We start from the raw sequence: 24571 nt of genomic DNA on the forward strand, positions 1-24571 counted from the left end.
CTCTACAGGGATCTGGCGGCCTTGCCCAGGTTGGGAGATCTCAGGCACTCCTCGGCCTCCGCGACGAGCGCCTCCACGAAAACGCCCAGTTCGGAGGAGGTCAGAACGGCGCGCATCCCCATCCCGTCGCTGCCCCACGCCTCCAGGAACGCCCTTCTGGTGACCCGCCACTCTCCACCGGACCCCCGCCGCCCCGGCACCCAGATCGGGATGGTCCGCAGCTGGCAGCGGAGTTCGCCCCCGCCGACGACACCGTTCCTGGCCCGGTAACGAAAGGCGAACAGTTCCTCGTCGCCGGGAAAGCGGTCGTCGGGGTCGGGCCACCGGGCCTCGTGACCCGCACGCGCCTCGGCGACCCCTCGCGCCAGCCTGGTGAGGAACCAGCCGCACCGCTCGCCCACCGTGCCGTACAGCGCGCCGTCGCGGTGGAGCCGCAGGGTGATCTCGTACGGCGTACCGGCACTGTCACGGCACGCCACTGGCGTAACGGTCAGATAAGAACCATCAAGACAACGCAGTCCCCCCACCTCAGAGAGGGTATCCCGCCCCAGTCCGCCAAAACATGATCAACGCCATCCATGTCCCCGCCATCCGGGCGACGGCCCCGGCGCACATCCCCAAAACCGCGTCACCCGGGCGTCCCCACCCACGCACCTCCCCAAGACCACACCACCCCGGCGGCGCCGCCTCGCACACGTCCCCGAGGCGGCGTCACCCGGCCTGTCGGGGGTCCTCAGGAGCCGCCCCCGCCGCAACCTCCTCCGCCGCCGCAGCCGGAACCCGAACCGGAGTCGCCGTAGCCCCCGCCGCAGCCCCCGCCGCCACCGTCATGGGAGGAACCCCCCGAGGCACCGGAGGCGTCGCCACGGCGGGAGGAGCCGCGCCGCGGCGCGCGAGGCGGCGGGCCTTCCATGGACAGGATCCCCGCCAGCCGCCCGTCCTCCCACTGCTTCAGACCGTGCAGGGCGACGCCCAGGATGTTCAGCTCGTCATGGTCGACGTGGTCTCCGGCGCGGGGTGGCAGGGACCTGTCCTCGCGGTGGCGCAGGCGGTAGTGGGCCAGCGCGGTCTTCCCCGCACGGTTGGGGTGGGTGGGGTCGGCCCGTCCCGAACCGGGCGCGTCGATCAGCCCCAGGTCCCTCAGCCGCGCGACCAGCATGGTCACCGCGGCCCCCTGGGCGACCCCGTTCCTGATCGCCCAGACCGGCACGCCGCCCGCCTGCCCCCTGAGGTGGTCGAGGACCTCGGTCTGCACCGGCTGGGTGAGCACGCCGACCTGGCCTGACACCTGCGTCAGCCACCCGTCGCGCCGTACCCTCACCGCCCCTACGGCGGTCAGCGAGGCGAGCGCGGTGTCGGCCACCCTGGACCGGCCGCCCGCGAGCAGCGCCAGCTCGTACGGCGTCAGCTCGGGCCCCTCGTAGACGCGCGAGGGGCGCATGGCGAGGCGCAGCGCGATCAGCCCCGCCACTCCCAGAAGCGCGAGACCCACCACGACGACGATCTGTACGGTCTGCATGACGGCCTCCGGGATGGTCCCTGCCTGAGGTTCACTACCCGGTGGACGAACGGGGAGGACCAGAAGTTTCTGCCGCGCCCCGTCCGGCACGACCGATATCGGTCACCCGGCTCGGCACCTCCGGTTCGGCGACTCCCGGCTGAACACATCCGGCTCGAAGGCACCCGGTAAGGCGCCGTTAAGACACCCTGTTACGACAGGCGCCCGGCCCAGCGCAACCAGCTCGGCGCACCCGGCCCAACACACGCGGCCCGGCGCACCCGGCTCAGCGGCGTCCTCCGAAGAGCCACCATCGGCGGGGCGGGGGGCCGGGTTCCGGGGCCACGGGTTCCTCCGGCAGCCGCCCCGCCGCGCGGAGGTGGTCGGCGAAGTCACGGGCATCGGCGTGGGAACCGCCCTGCGGCTTGGGACGGCCCCTCGCGTAGGCGTCGAACTCGCCGGCGAGGCCGTCGCCGAGCAGCGCGGCCAGATCTGGCCGCAGTCTGGCCACGGTCCTGCGCCGCTTGGAGATCAGGCCGGCCTCCTGGATCCGCAGCCGCTCCCGGTCGAAACCCCGGGGCGCCTCCTCCCCGGCCACCAGGGCCGCCACCAGGGCCGCCTGCGCCTTGGCCAGCGCCTCCCTCGCCCCGTCCTCAGACACGGGCCATCGCGCCGCGGATCCGGTCGAGCTCCCCTGCCAGGGCGCCGTCGCTGGGATAGTCGTCGTCCCATTCGAGCAGCACACCGGGCGGCTCGACCCGCGCGCACAGCTCGGAGAGGATGTCCAGCACGTCCGCGGGGACGTGGGCGGTGTGGGTGTCGTGCCACAGCCCCCGGTGGGAGTGGCCCCCGGCGACGTGAACGTAGGCCAGCTCGGACAGCGGCAGGCCGTCCAGCGCGGCGACGGCCGACAGCCCCAGGTTGACCTGGTTCGTGTAGAGGTTCGCCACGTCGATCAGGAGCCCGACGCCCGTCATCTCCACCAGCTCGCCGAGGAAGGCGGCCTCGGTCATCTCGTCCTCCGGCCAGCCGAACAGGGCGGCGACGTTCTCCAGGGCCAGCGGCACGGGGAGGGCCTCCTGCGCCCGTCGCACGTTCTCGGCGACGACCGAGAGCGCGGCCCGGGTGCGCGGGACGGGAAGCAGGTGCCCGGCCTCCATCCCGCCCGCCCGTACGAAGGCGAGGTGTTCGCTGACCAGCGGCGCGTCCAGGGCTCGGGCGCAGTCCGCCAAATGCGCCAGCCGCCGCGGGTCGGGGGACTCGGCGCCACCGATGCCGAGCCCGACACCGTGCGGGATCACCGGTGTCCCGCGGGCACGCAGCACCCGCAGTGACTCGGGGAGCCGGGAGGGGTTCACGTTCTCCGCGATGACCTCGACGAAGTCGACACCGGGCAGCCGCTCCACGGTCAGGTCGATCTCCGGCCGCCAGCCGATGCCCACCCCCAGCGCCCGAGGCTCAGCCACCGCACCCGCCACCGCCGCACCCGCCACCACAACCGGAGCCGCCGCCGTCACTCGACCCGCCGCTGTCACCCGACCCACCGGAGTCGCCCCAGCCGCCGGAGCCGAAGTCGCCACCACCTCCGAAGGAGAAGCCGTCACCGGAGTTCGAGCCGCCGCCGCAGGCGCCCGTGGCGCAGCTGTTGGAGGCGCCCGCGGTCTGACGCTGCAGTTCCTCCTCCAGTCCGGGCTCGTTGAGTTCGCTCAGGCCGTACAGGGCGACGGGAATGCCGACGGCGAAGGCCAGATCGGGCACCAGCGGGCGGCTGCCTCGCGCGTGGGCTTTGCGGGCGGAGGCGAGCACCTGGTGGCCCGCGTTGCTCAGGGCGTCGCTCAGGGCCCGCTTCTGCCGCGAGTAGGCGGAGAAACCGCCGATCGCCGAGACCATGCCCACCAGGAGCGCGAAGGTGCCCAGTCCTCCGGTCGCCCCGGCGAGCAGGATGCCCGCCACGACGATCAGCTCGATGATCGAGGCGATCTGGAGCCGGCTGAGCAGCGCCTGCGCGTGGTCGAGCGCGCCCTCGGGCACGAGTAGGCCGAGCCCCAGCAACCGGTAGCGCAGACTCTCCACGCCTCGCCCCTCGGCCACCACGCGGCGGACCTCACTCACGGGGGCCGAGCCTCCGCGCAGGTGGAGCGCCTCCATGACGGCGTGCTCGACCGGGTCGGGAGAGGGTTTGGCGCCCGCGACCAGGCTGGTGTGTCCGCCTCGCGAGACCCGGATCACCCCGGCCCTGGCCAGCAGGCCGAGCGCGGTGTTGATCACGCGGCGCGGCCCTCCGGCGAGATAGGCGAGCTCGTACGGGTTCGGCGGTCCGCCGTAGTGGCCGACCATGGCCGAGCGAACCCGGCGGTGCTCGCGGCGCACCGTGAGGGCTGTGGAGAGGATGACCAGGCCGACGACACAGGCGATGACGAAGAGCGAGAACTCCATGTCCGCCTCCTCGGGGGAAAGGTGGGCCACAGGAGCGGCGTCCCGTGCACTCAGATGGACGCGCACAGCCTGGCAGAAGTTTCGCCCGACTTCGACGGCGAGTCAGTGAGATGTCGGTCACCAGGCGAAATGCGGCCACCCGCCCCGAGTATGACGAAGACCGGAAGCCTCGGCTCCCGGTCTCCGTCACGCCCGGATGGCACGGCCCTTTCAGCCCAGGCGGGCGACGAGGGCCTCGTGCTCCTCCCAGAGCTCTCCCGGCAGGTGGTCGCCGAAGGTCTGGAAGAAGGCGGGCATGAGCGACGCCTCTTGCCTCCAGATCTCCTCGTCGACGCTCAGCAGCGTCCGCATGTCCTCGTCGGAGACGTCGAGGCCCTCGGTGTCGAGCCGGGCGGGGAGCAGGCCGATGGGGGTGCGTACCGCCTCCGCCTCGCCGTTGAGGCGGTCGACGATCCACTTGAGAACGCGGGTGTTCTCTCCGAAGCCGGGCCAGATGAACCTGCCCTCGTCGTTCTTGCGGAACCAGTTCACGTAGTAGACGCGCGGCAGCCGCGCGTTCTCACGTCGGCCGATCTTGAGCCAGTGGGCGAAGTAGTCGCCCATGTTGTAACCGCAGAAGGGCAGCATCGCGAACGGGTCGCGGCGCAACTCGCCGACCTTGCCCTCTGCGGCGGCGGTCTTCTCCGAGGCGATGTTCGCCCCCACGAAGACGCCGTGCCGCCAGCTGAAGGCCTCCGTCACCAGGGGGACCGCGCTGGCGCGGCGCCCGCCGAACAGGATCGCGGAGATCGGCACGCCCTCGGGGTCCTGCCACTCGGGGGCGATCGTCGGGCACTGCGCGGCCGGGACCGTGAAGCGGGCGTTGGGGTGCGCGGCGGGCTCGCCGGACTCCGGCGTCCAGTCGCGGCCCTTCCAGTCGGTCAGGTGCGCCGGGGGCTCGTCGGTGAGGCCCTCCCACCACACGTCGCCGTCGTCGGTGAGGGCGACGTTGGTGAAGATGCTGTTGCCCCACAGCGTCTTGACCGCGTTGGCGTTGGTGGACTCGCCGGTTCCGGGGGCGACGCCGAAGAATCCCGCCTCGGGATTGATCGCGCGCAGCTGCCCGTCGGCGCCGAAACGCATCCAGGCGATGTCGTCGCCGATCGTCTCGACCTTCCATCCGGGGAGGGTCGGCTGGAGCATGGCGAGGTTCGTCTTCCCGCAGGCGCTCGGGAAGGCCGCCGCGACGTAGCGCGTCTCTCCCGAGGGCGGGGTGATCTTGAGGATGAGCATGTGCTCGGCGAGCCAGCCCTCGTCGCGGGCCATCGTGCTGGCGATGCGCAGGGCGTAGCACTTCTTGCCGAGCAGGGCGTTGCCGCCGTACCCGGAACCGTAGGACCAGATCTCGCGGGTCTCGGGGAAGTGGCTGATGTACTTGGTGGGGTTGCACGGCCACGGCACGTCGTCCTGGCCGTGCTCCAGCGGGGCGCCGACCGAGTGGACGGCCTTGACGTAGCCGCCGCGCTCCTCGATGAGCCGCAGGGCGTCCTCGCCCATGCGGGTCATGACGCGCATGGACACGACCACGTACGGCGAGTCGGTGATCTCCACGCCGAGCTGGGAGATCTCACCGCCCAGAGGGCCCATGCAGAACGGCACCACGTACATCGTCCGGCCGCGCATGCTGCCCTTGAAGATCTCGCCGAAGGTACGGCGCATCTCGGCGGGAGCGATCCAGTTGTTGGTCGGCCCCGCGTCCTCCTCACGCTCGGAACAGATGTAGGTCCGGTCCTCGACCCTGGCGACGTCGCTGGGGTCGGAGGCGGCGTGGAAGCTGTTCTGCCGTTTGGAAAGGCGCGTGAGGGTGCCCTGCTCGACCAGCAGGTTCGTCAGGCGGGTCCATTCGGCCTCGGAGCCGTCGCACCATTCGATCCGGTCCGGCTGGGTCAGCTCGGCGATCTCCTTGACCCACCCCGCGAGTTCCTCGTGGCTGGTCGGGCTGACGGCGGTGGCATCTACGGTAACGGACACTACTTGGGCTCCTTTACACTTCCCGGGACCAAGGCATCATTGACGACCGGACCGCGTCCAATCCAATTGGCGTAGACCACTGAATTAACGCGATCATGCGTCGCGACACCCCAGACCCGACGCCCCTGTCGACGTATGCCCAGGCAGGAGACGCAGGGTTTTGAAACCCCTACCCAAAAGAAGTGACTCTAAAAAAGCCGTTCCGCCAGTGGTATAGGCCAATGAGAAAGGTCTAAACCAATCATCGGACAGGTTCAGACCAATTTTTTCGCCATTTTCCCCGCTGGGGTCAGGAATTCACGTCCGGTCCTGCGGCCCGTACACGGTCGACGTGTTGCAGCGCGTCCCGCAGATCCGCCAGCCAGGTGTCGGTGTGGTTGCCCACCAGACGCACGCACCAGGCGAGCGCGTCGCTGCGACTGCGGGCCACTCCGGCGGCGACGAGAGTGTCGAGCACCTGGCGCTCCGACTGCTTGAGCCGGGTCATGACGGGCACCGAGAGTGTGGTGAACATCACCGTCTCGTCACCGACCGCGACGCCCCAGGAGACCTTCCTGCGGAAACGATGCTCGGCCTCCAGCGCGATCTCGACGCGCCGCTCCCTCGTCTCCTCACGGAAACGCAGGATGCCGCCCTCCACCGCGGCGGAACGCTCCACCTCCGAGACGTCGTCACCGAGCTCGGGAGCCCGGAGCCTGCCGACCACCGCGATCTCCTCGCGGTCGAGCACGATCTCCACTCCACCCTCGAACCACTCCGCGGGCAGCCTCCCCGAGAACCAGCCGCGCAGCTTCTCCACTGCTTCATCATTTTCCATGTAATTTAGATTACATCGCTTCGTAGATCGAAGCCAGCATCGCGAGGGAAGACCGGAGAGGCGCCCGCAGGCGAGGAAACGGAGTGGGCCCAAGTCAGGCCCCCGGGTGAGCGAGGCGAGTGCCCCCGGGGGCGATCGAAGTCGCGCGCTCGGCATCGGGTTGGCGGAGCCGGACCGGCACACCAGGGCGACACCCGGGCCTGCGGCACCGCTCGGCACCGGGCCGGCGGACCCGTCGGCACCACCGGGCTAGCGGACCCGGGCGGCGACCCCCGGGCTGATCCGGACGGCCCCGGCGAAGTTGCGGGTGGTGACGGGGACGAGCTTGACCACGTCGCCGGTCCTGGGGGCGTGCAGCATCTTGCCGTCTCCCCAGTAAATGGCCACGTGCGAGACGTAGCCGGGATTGGTGGGGTCGTGCCGCCAGAACAGCAGGTCACCGGGCTGCGCCTGGGCGAGCGGGATCTGGGGCCCGGAGACGAACTGCTGGTGCGTCACCCGGGGCACCTTGATCCCCGCCTGCGCGTACGCCCACTGGACCAGGCCCGAGCAGTCGAAGCTGTCGGGGCCCTCGGCCCCCCACACGTACGGGCGGCCGAGCTTGCCGATCGCGGCGGTGAGGGCGGTCGTGACCTGCGGGGCGGTCATGAAGGAGCTCGCGGACCAGGTCGTCGTGGTCTTGCTGGGAGCGGTGGTCCTGCCGGGAGCCCGCAGCACCGGGTTGATCACCGCGACCTGTGCCCCCTTGGGCAGGGCCCGCAGGAGGGTGAGGCGCAGCTTCGTGGAGTCGGCCTTCGGCGCGCTCACCACGAGCGCGTTGTTCTCCGGGATGCCCAGGGCGCGGGCGGTCGGCCGGGAGACCACGGCGTCGATGGCGCCCATGCCCATCGTGGCGTAGGCGCCGACGCGCAGCTCGCGCCCGGCGGTGGTGAAGGTCTTGCCCAGCGGCATGCCCCCGTCGTTGCCCAGGACGAAGGAGACGGCGACCTCCCCCGCCGAGACGTTCCGCCAGAGCCGGTCGGAGCGCGCGGTCGGTTTGGGGGTGTACGCGCGGAACGTCGAGGGGTTCACCCCGAGGGTCTGCACCCGCTTGCCGTCCAGGACCACCTCGGCGGCGTCGGCGCGCTCCACCGCCCGCACCCCGGAGACCTGGGCGACCTTGGCGACCACGGCCGCGCTGAGCGGCCTGTTCGCGACGACGAACAGGTGCGGCTGCCGCATCGAGGTGAGCGGCGCCACCGGTTCCGGTGAGCTACCGCCCTGCCCGCCCTGGACGGGTTTGGCCACCTGGGTCGGCAGGGTGGCGACGGACTTGCGCATCGTGATCGTCTCCGGCTTGGTCTCCGGCATCTGGGTGAAGACCATCAGACCGGTGGCCAGCAGGCCGACGAGCAGGACCGCCAGGATCGGAACGGCCCGCCTCATCAGGCGGGCGGTGCGGTGGCTGTAGCGGGGACGGGGGCTGTAGGCGAGGTCCTGCCGGGCTTCCCGGATCAGGTCGGAGACACGTGGTCGCCGCTTGAACACGACACATCCCCTTCCCCACGAACTCCAGCCCTACGAGGGTGCCGCAGGCGGTCCCACGATGCATGCAAACCTACTGAAAAGCACCCAATCTGCAATGCAGCCGCAAGTCTTGCGAAAGACTGTCAAATCTTCCGACACACGGCAATCCGCCGGGACGCCCGTCCCGGCGGATCAGCGAATCGATCAGGGTTCGCGGAGGTCAGTTGCCGATGTACGGCACGGCCTCAAGGATCTCGACCGTGTTGGAACGGCCGTTCGGCATCGTGTAGGTCGCCTTCTCGCCGATCTTCTTGCCGTTGATCGCCGAACCGAGCGGCGACTTGGGCGAGTAGACGTCGATCGGGGCGCCGCTCTCCTCGCGCGAGGCCAGCAGGAAGGCGACCTCCTCGTCGTCGCCCTCGAAGCGGACGGTGACCGTCATTCCAGGGCCGACCACGCCTTCGGTGCGGGGCGCCTCACCAACCTTGGCACTGTCCAGGATCTGGCGGAGATGGAAGATCCGGGCCTCCATCTTGCCCTGCTCGTCCTTGGCGGCGTGGTAGCCGCCGTTCTCCTTCAGGTCGCCCTCTTCGCGTGCCGCCTCGATCTTCTTGGCGATGTCAACGCGCCCGGGCCCCGAGAGGTGCTCAAACTCAGCCTTCAGGCGGTCGTACGCCTCCTGAGTGAGCCAGGTGACGCTCTCGTTGTGGGAGTCGGCCACGGGTTCTCCTTGCTTCCTCGGGGGCTTCGTGCTTGGTGCCTGGGGGTGCGGTCGGTCGAATCTCGAAAGGCTAACAAGTTAACCCTCCGATCGCCTCCCCAAATGTCTCACTATACGAGATAGCAGTACTGGACATGAACGGAAGTGGCCGGAGCACTGGTCTCTAGCCGTTCGGTAAGCCGAACATACCCCTCACCAGCCGGAATATTGACCTCCTTGCTGCCGACCTCGACGTGGCTGACATCGGTGGCCCGCAGGCGGCAGAGCGCCGCACGATCGGATGGTTTGACCGTTTCGAAGGTGATCTGCACAGAATCGCCGCGACTGGTGTCGAATGCGATGACCTGGTCGATCACCTCCGTGTCCCCCTTCGCCGCCCACATCACGTAGCCCCACCCTCCGGCGCACACGACGCAGAGGATCGCGATCACGGCGTGCACGACGAAACGCCCCCTGCGCTCCGGGCGGTCGGGAAAGTCGCCCGGGGTGCCGAGGACGGGACCGTCCCGACGGCCCTTCTCGGCTTCGCTGGTGGCCATGACGGAATCTCCCTGCACTACCTCGGTGTTATCCGAGACAATTGTCCCCTGCGAGGGCCTCGCCCTCGCGACCGCCCAAGAGAAACTAACCTCTCCCTAGAGTGACGTAAGCCGAGGGCGCGCGGGGGCACCACGTCGAGCGGAGCGGAAGACACGGCCAGGCGGGCCGTCCGCGAGGCGACCGGCGACGATCCGACGCGCGACCGACATAAGGAGACACCGAGCCCGTGAGTGCACCGCTCAGGCTGATGGCCGTTCACGCGCATCCCGACGACGAGTCGAGCAAAGGCGCCGCCACCATGGCACGCTACGTGGCGGAGGGCGTGGACGTGCTGGTCTGTACGCTCACCGGAGGCGAGCGCGGGTCGATCCTGAACCCGAAGATGGATCGCCCGGAGATTCTTGAGAACATCGGCGAGGTCCGGCGCCTGGAGATGGAGCGCGCCCGCGAGATCCTCGGCGTGCGGCAGCGCTTCATGGGTTTCATCGACTCCGGCCTGCCCGAGGACGAGAGCGAGCCGCTGCCCGAGGGCTGCTTCGCCCTGCAGCCGCTGGAGATCGCCTCGGCGCCGCTGGTGGCGGCCGTCCGCGAGTTCAGGCCGCACGTGATCCTGACCTACGACGACGACGGCGGCTACCCGCACCCCGACCACATCATGACCAACCGCGTCTCGGTCGAGGCGTTCGAGGCGGCCGGCGACCCCGACCGCTACCCGGGCACCGGCGAGCCCTGGCAGCCCATGAAGCTCTACTACCACATGGGCTTCACCAAGGACCGGTTCGAGGCGCTGCACGAGGCGATGAACGCCCGCGGCATCGGCTCCCCGTACGCCGACTGGATCTCCCGCTGGGAAGATCGCCCGCAGAAGTGGCCGGTGACCACCCGGATCCCCTGCGGCGACTACTTCGAGCTCCGCGACGAGGCGCTGCTCGCACACGCCACGCAGGTCGACCCGGACGGCTTCTGGTTCGTCTGCCCGCGCGACCTGCAGCGCGAGATCTGGCCGACCGAGGACTACCACCTGGCCCGATCGCTCGTGGACGTCGGGCTTCCCGAGGATGACCTGTTCACGGGCATCCACGCGGAGGTCCCCGCGGACACGGTCTCGCACGCCTGCCACTGACGCGACCGTGGGGTGGCGGTGGCAAACTTGACATGTGATTGCATTCGACATCGTCACCAAGGGTGACGTCAGTCCGGGCCTCCTGGGCTTCCTCGTCATCGCCGGTCTGGGGTTCGCCCTCTACATGCTGGTCAAGTCGATGAGGAAGCAGATCTCCAGGATCGAGGTCCCCTCCGAGGCCGAGCTGAGGGAGCAGAAGACCGACGTCACCACCACGACGCCGACCGCTCCCTAGCTCCGACGACCCCGCGCACCTCCGGCGTGCCCGGGGTGATCGCCCACGTCTCCGGCCCCACGGCCCCGACCGGCCACCGTGCGACACGCACGGCAGAGGGCCGAACCGAAACCCCCGAGAACGAGCGAGGACGAGCATGGCCGACGACATCGAGGTCTCCGACAACCCCGAGGCCCTCCGCTTCGAGATCCTGCTGAAGGGCGAGGTCGCCGGGTTCGCCGCGTACCGCCTGCGCGCCGGGAAGATCATTTTTACCCACACCGAGATCCTCCCCGAGCACGAGGGCAAGGGCCTGGGCAGCAGGCTCGCCTCCGCGGCCCTCGACGCGAGCCGCTCGTCGGGTCGGTCGGTCGTGCCGCTCTGCCCGTTCATCTCCCGCTACATCCGGCGCCACCCCGAATACAGGGATCTGGTGCCCGAGGGCTATCGCGACCTCCTCGACGAGGAGGCCTGACCTCGCGGTTCACCCCGGAACCCGAGGGCCGGGAATCGAGGGCGGAAAGTCACGCGAGGATCGCCGGTCATCGGACGGCGCCGCGGCCGGACCCCGGCGGGCTCACGAGGGTTTCCCTGAGCCGCACGGGAGCCGTGCGAGCACGTGTCGGAATCCTGAGGCTTCCCCCAGGTCGTACGGGGGTCGTACGCGAACGTCCCCGTCAGTCGCCGAGGGTGTCCGTCGAGGACCAGGCGCGCTCCAAGGCCTTGGGGAGCCCCCATCGGCCCAGCGAGGTGAGCACCTCGGTCCTGTCGACGATCCCGAGGCACGCCCAGAGCGGGGTGACCGAGCTGAAGAGCGTCTCGGCCGCCTCCAGGTCCTCCGGCTCGTCCAGATCGACGTCGATGTCCTCCGACTCGGCGATGAGCCTCGCGATCCGCTCAGGGGACGCCAGAACCCCGGGGCCACGCCTGGCCAGGGCGGCGACCACGGCCAGCCAGTCGGCGTGGTGGATCGCGCACAGGGCGGCCAGCACCGAGTCCTCGTGGCTGAGCTCCCCGTCCAGATCGGAGAAGATCTCCAGCCGGTCGCCCTCCTCCGACAGGTCGGAGATCGGCCCCGCGATGCCCGCCGTGACGGTCAGCCAGAGCTCCTCGTCATCGGCCGGCAGCGGCTCCCCCTCGTACCCGGCGCAGGCCCGCAGCACATTGCCCGGATAGCCGGGCCTGCCCAGCACCTCGCGCAGCCTGCTCGCCGCGGCCCGCAACTCCCTGACGGGCCGCTCAGGGGCGGGCAACTCGGCCAGGATGCGCCGCAACTCGCTCAGGGCGAACGCCTCCTCCTCGTCCCAGGCGGCGAACAGCTCCTCGTCCTGCTCGTCGGAGACCGCCGTCCCGGGGACCCGGCCGTCGGGCAGCGGGCTGGTGAGCCAGCGCTCCTGAAGGTCCGCGTAGGCCTCCCTCGCCCCCTCGTCGCCCCGGGCGAGCGCGTCCGGGTCGATCTCCCCCGCTGCGACCCGTTCCTCCAGGTGGGCGACGAGCCCGCGGAACATCTCCTCACCGACCGGCCCCCGCTCGTCCTCCTCGGGCCAGACGAAGAAGCTCGGAGTGAGCAGGAGCGGCTCGGTGCCCGTGGACTCCATCCAGCGCTGCACATCCCCCACGGTCGCGGCGCCGGACTCGATCGCGCCGAGCGTCGCCTTCGCGGAGTCCCAGAAGGGCACCGACAGCGGGTTTCCCGCCGCCAGCAGCGCCCGCCTCAGATCGGGCAGCGCCACCAGCGCCACCCCTGACGGCACGGCGAGCAGCGCGCGGGCAACATCACGCCGGGTCAGCTCGGAAGCCGCCCTTCCGGCGTGCACACAGACGAAGTCGAGATCCACGCCCAGTGAGCCTACGCCCGAAGCGCCGCGAACACACCTTCCCGCCCGGTGTCACCTCCCGTACCGGGACACCGCGTCTGTCCGGAAAGCCGCAGGGCCCGCTCCGGGGCCCGATCCGGGGCCCGCTCCGGGGCCGGAACGGGCGGCCGCCCGCGCGGGACGCCAGGTGCTCACCAGCGCGAACGCCAGCAGCAGTTCGGCGATGTCCCCGCCGTAGTACATGATCTCCGCGGCTCCGCGCAGCTGTTCGGCCGGCACCGGCACGTCGACGAGGAGCCCCGCGTACATCAGCTGCGACAACGCGGTGTGTACGGCGATCGCCACCCCCAGCACGACCAGCCGGAGGGGGACAGAAGGGCGCCGCGGCGCCGGATCGGGGCCGGCGATCACCCAGGCGAACAGGCAGCCGGACAGCAGGAAATGCAGGTGCGTCAGGTGGTGCGACAGCCCGCCGGTGGAGGTGATCCGATACAGCGGGGTGCAGTACAGCGCCACCATGGCTCCCACGCTGAGCAGCAGCGCGATCCACGGGTCGGTCAGCAGGTGCACCGCCCGGCAGCGCAGCACGGCGCCGACGCGCCGCCCGTGGACCGGCGGCAGCGAGCGCAGCAGCAACGTCACCGGGGCTGCGAGCACCAGGCCCAGCGGCGCGAGCATGCCGATCATCAGGTGCTGCAGCATGTGCCCGCGAAAGTCCGTCTCGGCGAACGCGGCGACGGGGCCGGTCACGGCGGCGGCGACCAGCGCGACGCCCGCGAGGAAACCCGCCGTCCGCCATCGGTTCCAGCCCTTGGGCTCACGGCCGCGCCGCACCGCCAGAAGCACGTATCCCACCGCCACCACGGCGAGGACCGTCGGCGGCAGTGCCGCCACCAGATCACCGCCGCCGTGAACCCCGTGAACCCCGTGAGTCCCATGGGCCAGGGCGGTCACGACGTCGGCGCGGCGGGGGCCCGCCCGCCCTCCTCGCACAGCTCGACCGGGCCGCCGCCGCGTCGCAGCATCCACCCGCCGAGCACCAGCGCCACGCCCAGGAGCAGGAACCCCAGGTCCCACCAGGTCTGGTACGGCCCGGTCCGCACGTGGTGGATGCCCAGCAGATGGTGATTGACGACGCCCTCCACCAGGTTGAACACCCCCCATCCGACGAGGATCCAGCCCCACAGCTCCCGCGACCTCCACACCCGGCCACGGGAGTGCAGGACCCGCGAATACAGCAGGCCGAGACCGATCAGCACCGCCAGCCAGGTGAACGCGTGGAACAGCCCGTCCCACAGCGTGTTCATCCGCAGCCCTGGAACGGTGTCCACCGGGTAGTACCTCACCCCGATGTTGTCGGTGTTCGTGCTGGACAGCATGTGGTGCCACTGCAGGATCTGGTGCAGCAGGATGCCGTCGACGAACCCTCCCAGCCCGACGCCCAACACCGCGCCCGGCAGGGCGATCCGCCCGACACCGGCCTTGCCTTCCGACCTGTCCGGCCTGTTTGGCCTGTTTGGCCTGTTCGTCATCACGGCCCCCTCGTTCCCGGCTCGCCCCCGGTCAGTCCTGTCCGTCCCACGTACGGGTCAGGCGGTCCGTGATCACATCCCGCCCACCGGCCCGCCGACCTGCCGCTTCACCGAGAAGAGAAGAAGGGTCGCTCCACCCGTGGATGTGGCAGGGTTCCCCGGCAAACCTCACCAGAGCCACCGGCGTGCGTACGTGAGCGACGCACCCGGGTGCGTCGCTCACGGCCTAAAATTTCGACCACGGCCGCACGGAAATCGATCATGGCGATGGCGGCCGCGCGACGGGCGTCCCGCCCGTGCTCGCGGCGTCGTCCCCCTCCGGGGAAGGTGTGAGGGGGATCGTGCGGGAAGAACCACGACGCGCGACCTCCGCGCACCTCGCGAGAGGAATCACGCACCGCGCACGCGGGAAAGGGCTCCCTGACCTCCTCCCCTCCCTGAAGGGAGGGGAGTCCCCACGGTCGCCCGTGAGGGTTCCTGCTTCACCGCCAGTCGCCCGCCCGAGAGGACTCTCGTTGAGGTCTTACACCGGCTCCACAGGCGTTTCACCTCTCCGCCAGCCCGGCGGCGAGGATGTTCTTCGCGGCGTTGACGTCGCGGTCATGGACCGCGCCACAGGCGCAGGTCCATTCCCGCACATTCAGCGGCATGGATCGCTGGAGGACGCCGCAGGCCGAACACAGCTTGGACGAGGGAAAGAAGCGGTCCACGACCAGCAGCTGCCGCCCGTACCACTGCGCTTTGTACTCCAGCATGGTGCGCGTCTGACGCCAGGAGGCACCCGAGATCGCGCGGGCCAGGCTGTGGTTCTTCACCAGGTTGCGCACGGTGAGGTCTTCGATCACGACCGTTTGGTTCTCACGGACGAGACGCGTGGTGAGCTTGTGCAGGTGGTCGCGGCGCCGGTCGGCGATGCGGGCATACACCGCGGCGACCTTGAGTTTCGCCTTGGCCCGGTTGTTCGACCCCTTCTCCGTGCGGGCGAGGCCCCGCTGAGCCTTGGCGAGCCTGCGCCGGTCGGCCCGCTCGTGCTTCGGATTGGTGATCTTCTCTCCGGTGGAGAGAGTGACCAGGGCGGTGATCCCCGCGTCCACGCCGACCGCGTTCACGCTCGGAGCAAGCGGGGTGATTTTCTCCTCGACCAGCAGGGAGACGAACCAGCGGCCCGCCGCATCCTTGCTCACCGTCACCGTGGACGGCTGCGCCCCCCTGGGAAGGGGACGCGACCACACGATGTTCAACGGCGCGTCCATCTTCGCGAGCGTCAACTCCCCCTCGCGCCAGCGGAACGCGCTGCGGGTGTATTCGGCCGACGCCCACGACTTCTTGCGGGATTTGAACGTCGGGTACCTGGCGCGTTTGGCGAAGAAGTTGGTGAACGCCGCCTGAAGGTGGCGCAGCGCCTGTTGCAGGGGGACCGACGACACCTTGGACAGGAAATCGTAGGCACCGCTGCGTTTCCACTCGGTCAGCGCCGCCGACGACTCCACGTAGGAGACACGGCGCCCTTCGAGCCTGTAAGCGCGGCTACGCTCCTCCAAGGCCTTGTTGTAGACCAGGCGCACGCAGCCGAACGTCCGGGCGAGCTCTTCAGCCTGCTCGGGGGTCGGGTGGAAGCGGTACTTGTAGGCCCGCTTCACGATCTGCGCCACGGCTCAGATGTTAGCCACGACCAATTAGAGATCGTGCGCGTTCGGTACGACGATTCGCCTGACGACGAATCGCCTGTCCCTGCCCTGCTCCGCAGGGGTCCGATTCCTTCCTCGCCTCAAGGCGGGGATTTCCTTGGAGGTTTCTGATGAACCGTTTGAAGGACGCGACGAGCCCCTATCTGTTGCAGCACGCGGACAATCCCGTCGACTGGTTCGAATGGGGCGAGGAGGCGTTCGCCGAGGCCACCCGGCGGAACGTGCCGTTGCTGATCAGCGTCGGTTACTCGGCCTGCCACTGGTGTCACGTGATGGCCCACGAGTCCTTCGAGGACCGGGCCACGGCCGCTCTGATGAACGAGCTTTTCGTCAACGTGAAGGTCGACCGCGAGGAGCGGCCGGATGTCGACGCGGTGTACATGGCGGCCACCCAGGCCATGACCGGTCACGGTGGATGGCCGATGACGGTCTTCGCCACCCCCGGGGGCCACCCCTTCTACACCGGCACCTACTTTCCCAGGCAGCAGTTCCAGCGACTGCTGACCGGGGTGTCGAACGCCTGGACCGGCGAGCGGGAGGCCGTGCTGGAACAGGGCTCGAAGATCGTGGAGGCGTTGAACGAGCGGTCGGCGCTGCCGTCCGGGCCGCTTCCCACGCCGGACACGCTCACCCGGGCCGTGCACAACCTGGCCGAGTCCTTCGATCCGGTCCGCGCCGGTTTCGGTGGGGCACCCAAGTTCCCGCCGTCGATGGCGCTGGAGTTCCTGCTGCGGTACGGCGCGGCCACCGGGGGCGCGGCGGCCGGGGAAGCCGGAGGGCGGGCGACCGCCGACGCGGCGATTTCCATGGCCGGGCGGACGTTGGAGGCCATGGCGCGGGGCGGCATCTACGACCAGCTCGCCGGAGGCTTCGCCCGCTACAGCGTGGACGCCGACTGGGTGGTTCCTCACTTCGAGAAGATGCTCTACGACAACGCCCTGCTCCTGCGGGTCTACGCGCACTGGTGGCGTTCCACCGGCTCCGCTCTGGGCAGGCGGGTGGCGCTGGAGACGGCCGACTGGCTGCTGGCCGAGATGCGCACCCCCGAGGGGGGCTTCGCCTCCGCCCTGGACGCCGACAGCGAGGGCGTGGAGGGCAAGTTCTACGCCTGGACCCGCGAGGAGCTCCGTGAGGTCCTCGGCGAGGAGGACGGGCTCTGGGCGATCGAGCTGTTCGAGGTGACCGGGACCTTCGAGCACGGCACCTCGGTGCTACAACTCCTCGCCGACCCCGATCCCGGCGAGGAGGAGCGGTTCGCCCGGGTACGCTCCGCGCTGCTCGCCGCGAGGTCCCGCCGGGTGCGGCCGGGACGAGACGACAAGGTGGTGGCCGCCTGGAACGGTCTGGCCGTCGCCGCCCTCGCGGAGACCGGCGCCCTGTTCGAGCGGCCGGACCTCGTCGAGGCGGCGCGCGAGGCGGCCGTGCTGGTCGACGAGCTTCACATGGACGGCGACCGGCTGCTGCGCACCTCCCGCGACGGCAGGGCCGGCACCAACGCGGGAGTCCTGGAAGACTACGGTGACCTCGCGGAGGGCCTGCTCACCCTGTACGGGGTGACCGGCGAGGTCCGCTGGTTCCGGCGGGCCGAGGTGCTGCTCGATACCGTCCTGGAGCGGTTCTCCGACGGCTCCGGAGGGTTCTACGACACCGCCGACGACGCCGAGCCGCTCTTCCAGCGCCCACGGGACGCGACCGACAACGCCACGCCGTCCGGCCAGTTCGCCACCGCGGGCGCGCTGCTCTCGTACGCCGCGCTGACCGGCTCGGCCAGGCACCGCGAGGCTGCCGAGGCGGCCCTGGGCACGGTCACCGTGCTGGCCGACAAACACGCGAGGTTCGCCGGGTGGGGGCTGGCCGCGGCCCAGGCCGCGGTGTCCGGTCCGATCGAGGTCGCGATCGTGGGCCCGGCGGGCGATCCGGCGACGGCCGCCCTGCACAGGACCGCCCTGCTGTCTCCCCTGCCGGGTCTGGTGCTGGCGCTCGGCGAACCGGGTCCCGCCACCGGCTCCGATACCGCTGTCAATGCCGCCTCCGCTCCCGATGCCGGCTTCGGCTCAGGTCCCGATACCGATAGCGGTACCGCCGCCGGCTCCGGGGAGGTGCCGCTGCTGGCCGGACGGGGCCTGGTGGGCGGCGAGCCCGCGGCGTACGTGTGCCGCGGCTTCACCTGCAGAATGCCCGTCACCACCCCCGAGGCCCTTCGAGCCGAGCTGGTGGGTGAGGCGTAGCCGGGGTTCGGTCGTCCAGACCGGGTGCGGTCGCCCTGGCCGTTTCACCTGCTCTGGCCGAGTCCAGGGCGCCCAAGCCATGACCAGGCGCCCTGGCCCGGATTCAGCCGCCCCGGCCTGGCCGGTTCAGTTGTCCAGGCCGGGGTCGCCGAGCCTGCGGCCCAGGTCGTCGACACCGAAGTCACCGCCCCTGTCTCCTCGGTCTCCCCTGCCGCCTCCGCCGCCATCGCCGCCGAGGTCCTCACCCCTGCCTGGCCCGGGACCGTCCGTTCCTCCGCCGGTGTCCTCGGGGGCCGAGGTCTGGCCGGGCCCCGGGGTCTCCTGTTCAGGGGTGGCGCTCTGGTCGGGGCCGGGGGTGGCCGCCTCGTCGGGGCCGGGCGTGGTCGTGTCCTGGCCGCCGGTCTGGTCGTCGCCGTGCTGGTCGCCCGAGCTGTAGTCGTACGGGGCGTAGCCGTAGTTGGACGGCTCCTTGAACTCCTTGACCGGCTTGCCCTCCATCGCCTCGGTCATGAAGGCCCGCCAGATCTGCGCGGGGTAGGAACCGCCGTACAGGGCGCTGCCGTTCACCGTCACCGGCTTGTTGTCGTCACGGAACATGTCGACCGCTACGGCCAGTTGCGGGGTGAACCCGGCGAACCACACGGCCGCCGATTCGTCGGTGGTGCCCGTCTTGCCCGCCACGGGACGGTCGTAGAGGCGGGCGGCGGAGCCGGTGCCCCCCTCCACGACCTGGGTGAGCGCGTAGGTGGCGTCGATGGCGGCCTGCTCGCCGAAGGCGCGCTTGCCCTTGGTCGAGCTCTTGACGACGTTGCCCTCGGCGTCGGTGACCGAACGGATCACGTGAGCTTCGCGGTGGACGCCCTCGGCGGCGAAGGAGGCGAAACCCGAGGCGTTCTGGACTGCGCTCACCGAGGCCACGCCGAGCGGGAGCGTGGCGGCGCCCCGGTGCGGGTCGAGCTGTTTGCGGGGGATTCCGACGCTCTCCGCGACCTTGATGACCTTGCTCAGGCCGACCTTCTGGCCGAGGTCGACGAACGCGGTGTTCACCGAGCTCTGGGTCGCCTTGACGAGGTTGACCTCGCCGTAGGAGTAGCCGCCCGAGTTGGGGATGTCGGCGGAGGCGATCCTGAGCGGGGAGTTGCCGTCGACCCTGGTGTCGAGGCCGAAGCCGTTGTCCAGGGCCGCGGCCAGCGTGTACGCCTTGAACGTCGATCCGGCCTGCACCTTGGCCGAGAAGGAGTTGTCGAACTTGTTGGCGGCGTAACTGCGTCCGCCGTAGAAGGCCACGACCTCACCGGTGGCGGGGTCGACGGCGGCGAGCCCGGTGCGGACCTTCTTGGGGGTGTCGTCCGGCAGGACCGAGGTGACGGCACGCTCGGCGGCGGCCATCAGGTTCTTGTCGAAGGTCGATACGATCTTCAGCCCACCCTGGTTGATGACCTCGTCGGTGTAGCCCCTGCTTTTCAGCTCGGCCGTCACCTGGTCGAGCATGTAGCCCTCCTGCCCCTTGGGCGCGAAGATCGCCTTGGGCTTGCGGAGGGTGGGGAAGGTCAGCGCGGCGGCCTCCTCCGAGGTGACGGCCCCGGTGGCCACCATCCCGTCGACCACCGACCTCCAGCGGTCCCTCGCCGCGTGCAGGTCGGGGCCCTGCGGGTCGGCGAACCTGGAGGGCTGCTGGATCACCGCGGCGAGGTAGGCGCTCTCGGCGACGCTCAGCCTGCTCACGTCCTTGCCGAAGTAGGCTCCGGCCGCCGCCTGGACCCCGTCGGCGCCCCGGCCGAAGTAGATCGTGTTGAGATACTGCTCCAGCACCCAGTCCTTCGACTTCGACTGGTCCACCTTCAAGGAGATCATGACCTCCTTGAGTTTCCTGATTATGGAACGTTCCTGACTGAGACCGCTGTAGTAGTTGCGGACCATCTGCTGGGTGATCGTGGAGCCGCCCTGGAGCTGCCGGCCGCTGATCGTGGACCACATGGCGCGGAAGGTGCCGGAGAGGGAGACGCCCTGGTCTTCGTAGAAGGAGCGGTTCTCCGCGGCGATGACCGCGTTCCGCAGGCTCTGCGGCACCTTGTCGAGGGTCACGCTCTTGCGGTTGACACCCTGTCTGGCCAGCACGGTCTTGCCGTCGCGGTAGTAGATCACCGACCCCTGCGCGGTGGCCCTTGGCTGCGTGCTGTCGGGGATGGGAGTGATCGCCCACACCACCCCGAGCAGGCCGATCGCCGAGATGATCCCGACGCCGAAGACGATGAGTGTGATTCTCAGGAGTTTCCTCCTGGGACTGCTCGTCCCGCCCTTTGACACGCGTGACCCCCCGATAGGACCCGCCGCTGACCCCCGACGGTTGCGGACCGTTAAGGGTAAACGATGGATAACGGTGTCTGGCCCCTGCTTGGCATGGTACGGCTAGCCCTTCCCCTTGCGCGGGACATCGGCCACCAAAGGCAGAACACGGTATGGCACAGGGGTGTCCAAGGCGATCACCGACGAGGTTCTGACCACGCCCCGGACATCAACGATCAGGTCAATTACCCGCTGCAGATCGGCATTGCTGCGTGCCACCACCCGGCAGTGCATGTCGTCACCGCCGGTGATCGTGTGCACCTCCAGCACCTCGGGAATGGCGGCGAGCTGATCGGCGACCGGATCGTACCCGCTGACCTGGCGGATCTGCAGGGTCACGAACGCCATCACGTCGTAGCCGAGCGCGGCGGGGTCGACGTCGGGGCCGAACCCGGTGACCACCCCCCGGGAGGCGAGCCGGTCGAGGCGTGCCTGCACGGTCCCCCTCGCCACACCGAGCCGCCGTGAGCACTCCAGCACCCCCAGCCGGGGCTCCGCCGCCAGCAGGGCGATGAGCCGGGCGTCGAGCTGGTCGATCGTCATGATGTACAGATGCTCCGCGATGGACGGCGAGTAGGTGTGCATATTGTCTGGTCTTCGAAGACAGTGTTGCACAAACAGCTCAACAAAACAGACAGTATTCGCATGAGCGACAACTTTCCTGTGAACGGTATGGACTGCGTGGTCTTCGCGGTAGGCAACGCCAAGCAGGCCGCCCACTACTACTCCACCGCGTTCGGCATGCGGCTCGTGGCCTACCGCGGCCCGGAGAACGGCAGCCGCGACGAGGTGGCGTACGTTCTCACCTCGGGCTCCGCCAGGTTCGAGTTCCGGGGGGCGGTGCGGCCCGGCACCGGGGTCGCCCGCCACGTCGCCGAACACGGCGACGGCGTGATCGACCTCGCCATCGAGGTCCCCGACGTGGAGGCCGCCTATGCTCACGCCCTCGCCCAGGGCGCGCGAGGGCTCACGGAGCCGCACGTCATGGAGGACGACCAGGGCAAGGTGGTGACGGCCGCGATCGCGACGTACGGCGAGACCCGGCACACCCTGGTCGACAGGTCCAACTACAGCGGCCCGTACCTGCCCGGCTACGTCGCGGCGAAGCCCCTGGTGGCGGCCCCCGACGTGCGCAACGGCCGCCTGTTCCAGGCCGTCGACCACTGCGTCGGCAACGTGGAACTCGGCAAGATGGACGAGTGGGTGGAGTTCTACCGGCGGGTCATGGGCTTCACCAACATGGCGGAGTTCATCGGCGACGACATCGCCACCGAGTACTCGGCGCTGATGTCCAAGGTGGTCGCGGACGGCACCCGCAAGGTGAAGTTCCCGCTCAACGAGCCGGCGATCTCCAGGAAGAAGTCACAGATCGACGAGTACCTGGAGTTCTACGGCGGCCCCGGCGTGCAGCACATCGCGCTCGCCACCAACGACATCCTGAGCACGGTCGACCACATGCGCGAGGCCGGCGTGAGCTTCCTGGACACCCCCGCCTCCTACTACGACGACCCGGAGCTGCGGAAGCGCATCGGTGAGGTCCGCGCGCCGATCGAGGAGTTGAAGAAGCGCGGCATCCTGGTCGACAGGGACGAGGACGGCTACCTGCTGCAGATCTTCACCAAGCCGGTGCAGGACCGCCCGACGGTGTTCTTCGAGCTGATCGAGCGGCACGGCTCGCTCGGCTTCGGCAAGGGCAACTTCAAGGCGCTCTTCGAGGCGATCGAGCGCGAGCAGGACCTGCGGGGCAACCTGTAACCGTCCTTGGCTTTGCGATGGCGACCTTGAGGTGATCATCTTTGGATGGGATCAGTACCGCCACCGCCGGATGACCGGGGATCGGACCCGTGGTCCGATCCCGAGCCGCTCAGGCCGGGCCACGAGGGCTCGAACCCCGCTCCGGGCCGCGACCCCGCCCATGGCACTTCTCCGGGCCCCGGTCACGATCCCCACCCAGGCCAGGGGCCCGGCTTCGGCTCCGACCTAGGTCCCGGCCATGAGCGGGGTCCCGGCCATGGCCGGGAACACGGACGGGAGCATGCACGGGGGTTCGATCCCGTCTTCGGCTACACGTCCGCGGGGGATCCGCCCGGCGATTTTTCCCCGCCGGGCACCATGAGGCTGGGAGGGCGTTGGCGCCGCCTCTTCGCGGGAATCCTCGACCTTCTCATCGTCGGGCTCATCTCCTCGCCCTTCACCTACCGGACCGTCAACACCGTCACGGGCGCCGCGAGCGGGCTGTCGGTGCAGGTACCCTACGCGGAGACCTTCCTGGTCACGGTGATCGGCTTCCTGTACTACTGGCTGCTGACCGCCTACTGGAACGGGCAGACGCTCGGCAAGAAGATCTTTCGGCTGCGCGTGACGGACACCGACGGGCGGAGGGCCGGTGTCGGACAGGTCGCGCTGCGCGAACTGGTCTCCTGGCTGATGTACTCCACCTGCTGCCTGGGCTGGATAGATGTGGCTTTCATCCTTTTCCACCCACGCAAGCAGGCCGTGCACGACCTCGCCGCCAGGACGCTTGTCATAGACGCCTGATCGACGCAGGTCAGTCGCGTAGTGTGCCATTCCACGGGGCTCGGCCGTCCGGCCGGGAAAGGGGCTTTAACGAATGGCGTCCAAACGGCTGGCCGCGGCGACCGCCGCTCTTCTCAGCACGCTCGGGACCGTTGGCACGGTCGCCTGCTCGGCGTCGAACGGGGAGAGCGTCCTCCCGACGGGTTCCGTGAAGCCGGTCGCCTCCGACGTCGTCGCCGGTGGCGGCGGTGGCGGCGGTGGCGGTGAGGCCGCGCCCGGCGCCTCGGGGATCGGCGACCCCGACTTCCCCACCGACGGCAACGGCGGCTACGACGTCGGCCACTACGGGCTCAAGCTGAGCTACGACCCACCCTCCAAGCACCTGTCGGGAGTGACCAGGATCGAGGCGCGGGCAACCCAGAACCTGGCGAGCTTCAACCTCGACCTCTCCGGCTTCACCGTGAGCCGGGTCACCGTGGACGGCAAGCCCGCGAGTTTCGACAGGGCGGGGACCGAGCTCAGCGTCACCCCGGCCGCGTTCATCCCGAACGCCGCCGCGTTCACCGTCGAGGTCGCGTACGCCGGTGAGCCCAAACCGGTCAGGGGTTCCTCCAACCTGGGCACGTACGGCTTCATCCCGACCAAGGACGGCGCGTTCGTCACCTGCCAGCCCAACGGCGCCAAGACCTGGTTCCCCGGCAACGACCACCCCGTGGACAAGGCGAGCTACGACTTCGAGATCACCGTTCCCGCCGGGCTGACCGCGCTGGCCAACGGCGAGCTCGTCGGCACGCCGAAGAGCGCCGGGGGCAAGACGACCTTCCAGTGGCGGGAGAGCCACCCGATGGCGAGCTACCTCGCCACCGTGACGCTGGGCAGGTTCGAGATGCTCCAGGGCACGACCCCCGGAGGTGTGAAGAACCTGGCGGCCGTCGACCCGAGGTTCCGCGGTTCGCTGAAGAAGCTGTACGACGTGTCGGGAAGGGTCACCGACTACTGGAGCACGGTCTTCGGCCCCTACCCCTTCTCCTCCACCGGAGGCGTGGTCGACGACTTCCCCGCCGGCTATGCGCTGGAGAACCAGACCAAGCCCATGTACGGCGGGTTCGACCCCGACGCCGCCATCATCGCCCACGAGCTCGCCCACCAGTGGTTCGGCGACAGCCTCAGCATCACGCGCTGGAAGGACCTGTGGCTCAACGAGGGCTTCGCGACCTACGCCGAGTGGCTCTGGTCGGAGCACGAGGGCGAGGCCACCGCCGAGCAGCTCTTCCGCAGGCACTACGGCGCCGGGGCCGACGCCGCCATCTGGAGCTACACCCCGGGCCAGGCCAAGCCTGACGACCTGTTCAACGACTCCGTCTACACCCGGGGCGGCATGACGCTCCACGCTCTCAGGCAGCGGATCGGCGACTCTGCGTTCTTCAGGCTTCTCAAGGAGTGGAACGCCACCCACAGGTACGGGAACGTCACGACCCCGGAGTTCGTCGCGATGGCCGAGAAGATCTCCGGCAAGAAGCTCGATGCTCTCTTCGACGCCTGGCTGTTCACCGCGAAAAAGCCCACCACCTGGTAGGA

Annotated in this window: 22 protein-coding genes and 1 pseudogene; 7 read left to right on the plus strand and 16 right to left on the minus strand. The window is 69.7% G+C overall.

What is annotated here, in order from left to right; genetic code table 11:
- Nucleotides 1-2 precede the first annotated feature (2 nt).
- The 10 genes from ACIBH4_RS05365 to ACIBH4_RS05410 all read right to left on the minus strand — a co-directional run bounded on the left by ACIBH4_RS05365 (nt 3) and on the right by ACIBH4_RS05410 (nt 9527).
- Entirely contained in the window at nt 3-479 is a 477-nt protein-coding gene (locus ACIBH4_RS05365; RefSeq protein ID WP_362764047.1) for a hypothetical protein, read from the minus strand.
- A gap of 254 nt (nt 480-733) precedes the next feature.
- Nucleotides 734-1519 (minus strand): TIGR04222 domain-containing membrane protein, encoded by a 786-nt coding sequence (locus ACIBH4_RS05370; protein ID WP_362764044.1) that lies wholly within the window; start codon nt 1517-1519, stop codon nt 734-736.
- 265 nt (nt 1520-1784) lie between these two features.
- The gene (locus ACIBH4_RS05375; protein WP_362509509.1) at nt 1785-2159 is read right to left on the minus strand and encodes a hypothetical protein; all 375 of its coding nucleotides are present in this window, start codon (nt 2157-2159) and stop codon (nt 1785-1787) included.
- Nucleotides 2152-2964 (minus strand): DUF692 domain-containing protein, encoded by an 813-nt coding sequence (locus tag ACIBH4_RS05380; RefSeq protein ID WP_362509506.1) that lies wholly within the window; start codon nt 2962-2964, stop codon nt 2152-2154. The genes ACIBH4_RS05375 and ACIBH4_RS05380 overlap by 8 nt, the downstream gene beginning before the upstream one ends.
- Entirely contained in the window at nt 2957-3934 is a 978-nt protein-coding gene (locus ACIBH4_RS05385) for a TIGR04222 domain-containing membrane protein (protein ID WP_362764041.1), read from the minus strand. Before ACIBH4_RS05385 ends, ACIBH4_RS05380 begins: the two co-directional genes overlap by 8 nt.
- Before the next feature lie 210 nt (nt 3935-4144).
- A complete protein-coding gene (locus tag ACIBH4_RS05390) occupies nt 4145-5944 on the minus strand; it encodes a phosphoenolpyruvate carboxykinase (GTP) (protein ID WP_362509500.1) in 1800 nt (599 codons plus the stop codon).
- Between the two features lie 289 nt (nt 5945-6233).
- On the minus strand, nt 6234-6761 hold the full coding sequence (locus ACIBH4_RS05395) for a hypothetical protein (protein WP_362764038.1): 528 nt from the start codon (nt 6759-6761) through the stop codon (nt 6234-6236).
- 249 nt (nt 6762-7010) lie between these two features.
- On the minus strand, nt 7011-8288 hold the full coding sequence (locus tag ACIBH4_RS05400) for a C40 family peptidase (protein ID WP_362509494.1): 1278 nt from the start codon (nt 8286-8288) through the stop codon (nt 7011-7013).
- A gap of 199 nt (nt 8289-8487) precedes the next feature.
- A complete protein-coding gene (greA, locus tag ACIBH4_RS05405; RefSeq protein ID WP_350950305.1) occupies nt 8488-8988 on the minus strand; it encodes a transcription elongation factor GreA in 501 nt (166 codons plus the stop codon).
- 110 nt (nt 8989-9098) lie between these two features.
- Nucleotides 9099-9527 (minus strand): DUF4307 domain-containing protein, encoded by a 429-nt coding sequence (locus tag ACIBH4_RS05410; RefSeq protein WP_362509492.1) that lies wholly within the window; start codon nt 9525-9527, stop codon nt 9099-9101.
- Nucleotides 9528-9754: 227 nt separating this feature from the next.
- Here ACIBH4_RS05410 and mca point away from each other — a divergent pair, with 227 nt between their 5' ends.
- The 3 genes from mca (at nt 9755) to ACIBH4_RS05425 (ending at nt 11340) form a co-directional block, all read left to right on the plus strand.
- Complete coding sequence (gene mca, locus ACIBH4_RS05415; protein ID WP_362509489.1) at nt 9755-10651, plus strand: mycothiol conjugate amidase Mca; 897 nt, start codon at nt 9755-9757, stop codon at nt 10649-10651.
- A 34-nt stretch (nt 10652-10685) separates the two neighbouring features.
- Nucleotides 10686-10886, plus strand: coding sequence for a hypothetical protein (locus ACIBH4_RS05420; protein WP_350950386.1), 201 nt, complete (start codon nt 10686-10688; stop codon nt 10884-10886).
- A 136-nt stretch (nt 10887-11022) separates the two neighbouring features.
- Nucleotides 11023-11340, plus strand: coding sequence for a GNAT family N-acetyltransferase (locus tag ACIBH4_RS05425; RefSeq protein WP_350950387.1), 318 nt, complete (start codon nt 11023-11025; stop codon nt 11338-11340).
- Nucleotides 11341-11542: 202 nt separating this feature from the next.
- On the opposite strand, the gene ACIBH4_RS05430 is transcribed toward ACIBH4_RS05425, so the two are convergent.
- The 4 genes and pseudogenes from ACIBH4_RS05430 to ACIBH4_RS05445 form a co-directional block, all read right to left on the minus strand.
- The gene (locus ACIBH4_RS05430) at nt 11543-12703 is read right to left on the minus strand and encodes a hypothetical protein (RefSeq protein WP_362509485.1); all 1161 of its coding nucleotides are present in this window, start codon (nt 12701-12703) and stop codon (nt 11543-11545) included.
- A gap of 51 nt (nt 12704-12754) precedes the next feature.
- Nucleotides 12755-13576 (minus strand): cytochrome c oxidase assembly protein, encoded by an 822-nt coding sequence (locus tag ACIBH4_RS05435; protein WP_362764035.1) that lies wholly within the window; start codon nt 13574-13576, stop codon nt 12755-12757.
- Nucleotides 13577-13632: 56 nt separating this feature from the next.
- Nucleotides 13633-14214 (minus strand): DUF2243 domain-containing protein, encoded by a 582-nt coding sequence (locus ACIBH4_RS05440; RefSeq protein ID WP_362509479.1) that lies wholly within the window; start codon nt 14212-14214, stop codon nt 13633-13635.
- Nucleotides 14215-14604: 390 nt separating this feature from the next.
- Nucleotides 14605-15866, minus strand: a pseudogene (locus tag ACIBH4_RS05445) (RNA-guided endonuclease InsQ/TnpB family protein).
- A gap of 146 nt (nt 15867-16012) precedes the next feature.
- Between ACIBH4_RS05445 and ACIBH4_RS05450 the strand changes: the two are divergent.
- Nucleotides 16013-18130: a thioredoxin domain-containing protein gene (locus tag ACIBH4_RS05450; RefSeq protein ID WP_362509473.1), complete on the plus strand. Its 2118-nt coding sequence runs from the start codon at nt 16013-16015 to the stop codon at nt 18128-18130.
- Between the two features lie 126 nt (nt 18131-18256).
- On the opposite strand, the gene ACIBH4_RS05455 is transcribed toward ACIBH4_RS05450, so the two are convergent.
- Nucleotides 18257-20437: a transglycosylase domain-containing protein gene (locus ACIBH4_RS05455; RefSeq protein WP_362509470.1), complete on the minus strand. Its 2181-nt coding sequence runs from the start codon at nt 20435-20437 to the stop codon at nt 18257-18259.
- A 102-nt stretch (nt 20438-20539) separates the two neighbouring features.
- On the minus strand, nt 20540-21019 hold the full coding sequence (locus tag ACIBH4_RS05460) for an Lrp/AsnC family transcriptional regulator (protein ID WP_362510046.1): 480 nt from the start codon (nt 21017-21019) through the stop codon (nt 20540-20542).
- A 102-nt stretch (nt 21020-21121) separates the two neighbouring features.
- Between ACIBH4_RS05460 and hppD the strand changes: the two genes are divergently transcribed.
- From hppD to ACIBH4_RS05475, 3 genes are all read left to right on the plus strand, one after another.
- A complete protein-coding gene (gene hppD / locus ACIBH4_RS05465) occupies nt 21122-22231 on the plus strand; it encodes a 4-hydroxyphenylpyruvate dioxygenase (RefSeq protein WP_362764029.1) in 1110 nt (369 codons plus the stop codon).
- Between the two features lie 357 nt (nt 22232-22588).
- A complete protein-coding gene (locus ACIBH4_RS05470; protein WP_362509464.1) occupies nt 22589-23014 on the plus strand; it encodes an RDD family protein in 426 nt (141 codons plus the stop codon).
- A gap of 73 nt (nt 23015-23087) precedes the next feature.
- The gene (locus ACIBH4_RS05475; protein ID WP_362509461.1) at nt 23088-24569 is read left to right on the plus strand and encodes a M1 family metallopeptidase; all 1482 of its coding nucleotides are present in this window, start codon (nt 23088-23090) and stop codon (nt 24567-24569) included.
- Nucleotides 24570-24571: the final 2 nt, after the last annotated feature.

This window comes from Streptosporangium sp. NPDC050284, from assembly GCF_044459525.1.
GTDB lineage: Bacteria > Actinomycetota > Actinomycetes > Streptosporangiales > Streptosporangiaceae > Streptosporangium.